We start from the raw sequence: 2,612 nt of genomic DNA on the forward strand, positions 1-2,612 counted from the left end.
ATCCGCTATAATCCGTATCGAATAATCTTTTTCGTTATCCTTTCCGTATAAACAGCCGTCGGACGCCTTTTCAATCGCGGCGATAATAGGCGCGAAAATATCGGTGTCGTAAACGCTTGCCTTGCCGTTGAGCACGGTTACCGTTCTTTCTATGCCCATGCCCGTATCCACGCATTTTCGCGCCAGCGGCTCGTAAGCGCCAGAGGCGTCTTTGTTGTACTGCATGAAAACGTCGTTCCAGATTTCCAGCCATTTTTTGCAGGAACAGCCCGGTTTGCAGTCCGGCCCGCAGGGCGCGTCGCCCGTGTAGTAAAACATTTCGGTATCAGGGCCGCAGGGGCCGGTGGTTCCCGCCGGTCCCCACCAGTTGTCCTCCCTCGGCAGATAGGCGATGCGGTTTTCGGGGATGCCCATCTTCTTCCAAACTTCAGCCGACTCGTCGTCTCTTGGAACGTCGCCTTCGCCCTTAAAAACCGTAACCCCCAATTTTTCAACGTGGATATTAAGCCACTGCGGGGAAGTGAGGAATTCAAAACTCATTTTAATCGCGTCTTCCTTAAAGTAGTCCCCCAAAGACCAGTTGCCGAGCATTTCAAAAAAAGTGAGATGGCTCGTGTCCCCCACGCTGTCGATATCCCCCGTGCGGATGCATTTCTGGTAATCCACCAGCTTCTTGCCCGCCGGATGATCCTGCCCCAAAAGATAGGGGACAAGAGGGTGCATTCCCGCCGTAGTAAAAAGCACGGTAGGATCGTTTTCCGGCAGGAGCGATTTCCCCTGTATCTGAGCGTGCCCTTTGGAAACGAAAAAATTGATATACTTGGAACGTAATTCATCGGCCGTCATGAGTACAGTTTAGCATAAATAGCGCAAGAGAGTGAAGTCTATTTCATGATGTAAGTCTTAATCGGGGCAAACCCGTTAAAGTTTACCGAGGCGTAACTTGCCGTATAAGCCCCCGCGGAAAGGAAATATAACTTGTCGCCTATTTTTAGATTTATAGGAAGCAAATATTTATGTGTTTCGTAAAGAATGTCCTGACTGTCGCAGGTGGGTCCCGCGATAATAACCTCTTCTTCCTCCGCCCAGCCGTCCTCAACGCCCGTAACAATGGGATATTTAATCGATTCGTTTAAGGTTTCTATAAGCCCGTTAAATTTGCCCGTGTCCAGGTAGACCCAGCGGTTAAGCGCGGTCTGGGTTTTTCTGGAAATTAAAACGACTTCGGTTATTAATACGCCGCTGTCGCCAACAAGAGAACGCCCCGGCTCAAGCACGATGAAGGGAATCTCGGAGCCGAAATCGTCGGTCAGGTATTTGTATATTTCCGTGGCGTAATCGGTTAAATCGTTGGAAGGCTGGATATAGGAAGCGGGAAAGCCGCCGCCCATATTGATCATCGTAAGGCGTATGTCTTCGTCTTTTTCAAGGGAAGAAAACAGGTACTTTGTTTTAGCAATAGCCTCGTCCCACTGCCCGATGTCCCTCTGCTGGCTTCCAACGTGAAAAGAAATGCCGTAGGGCGTTAACCCGAGCGAACGCGCCATAATCAGAAGCCCGTAAGCCATGTCGGGATGGCAGCCGAACTTGCGCGAAAGCGGCCAGTCCGCGGTGCTTGAATCGCCCATGACGATACGCACATAAACGCGCGATCCCGGAGCGTACTCGGCGATGTTTCTTAAGTCGCCCTCGCTGTCGGTAGCGAACATCCTCACGCCCTTTTCGTAAAAATACGCGACGTCTTTCGCTTTTTTTATGGTGTTTCCGTAAGACATACGGTCTGGCGATATTCCCATGCTTAGGACAAGATCAAGCTCGTTGCGCGAGGCGAGATCGAAGTTAGAGCCTAATTCGTCCAGCATGGAAATAATTTCCCTGTCGGGATTCGCTTTTACGGCGTAGTAAATCTGCGCGTACGGGAAAGAATCGCGCATTTTAAGGTAGTTGCTTCTTATGCCCCTAAGGTTGATTATTATGCACGGTGTTTCTAGGTTTTCGGAAAACTCCATAAACCTTTTCCATTCGGCGTCTGTTATATATTCGGCTCTACGTATCATGGCCCCTCCCTGATGTAATAACGCTAATTTAGCATGAATGGGGCAGGGGGGCAAGATGTATGCCTAAAGATTATCTTTAGTACGGGCGGGCAGGCGGCGTGCCAAAAAAACTTCGGGGGAACGCCGCCTACGGAGCCTTTCGGCGACTAAATAGTGGTGATAAGAAAGATTTATTGTAGTTTGTCGCCGAACTTTTATTCTCTGAATTTTCTTTGGTTATACCAAAGTCTCCTCCGGCTAAGAGCCCCGAAAATGTTTTTCCGGCACACCGCCTGCCCGCCCGTACTAACAAGTATTTTATTGGGCATACATCTTCTACCGCTAACATTCCACATATAGCGTTTTCAACAAGGCAATGTACGTTATGAAAAAACGGTGTCCGTTACGTTGCGTGCATAGACAATTCGTAGAAACAATTGATATTACCCAATAAATAATGTATAAAACAATGCAAAAAACGCTCGTATAAACAGTATTGGGTATAGCAAAAAACTTCTATATTTCATGAAAAAACGGCTTTTTCCTATTTACAAAATAACTTTGAAATGATATTAT

At 48.0% G+C, this 2,612-nt stretch carries 2 protein-coding genes; both read right to left on the reverse strand.

All coding sequences use genetic code 11. From position 1 onward, the window contains the following. On the reverse strand, positions 1 to 846 hold an 846-nt coding region (locus ACYVTD_RS11485), incomplete at its 3' end, for an alanine--tRNA ligase-related protein (RefSeq protein ID WP_461247906.1). 38 nt (positions 847 to 884) lie between these two features. Further along, positions 885 to 2,057: a type III PLP-dependent enzyme gene (locus ACYVTD_RS11490; protein WP_461247907.1), complete on the reverse strand. Its 1,173-nt coding sequence runs from the start codon at positions 2,055 to 2,057 to the stop codon at positions 885 to 887. Positions 2,058 to 2,612 lie beyond the last annotated feature (555 nt).

The organism is Treponema sp. R6D11 (assembly GCF_054786075.1).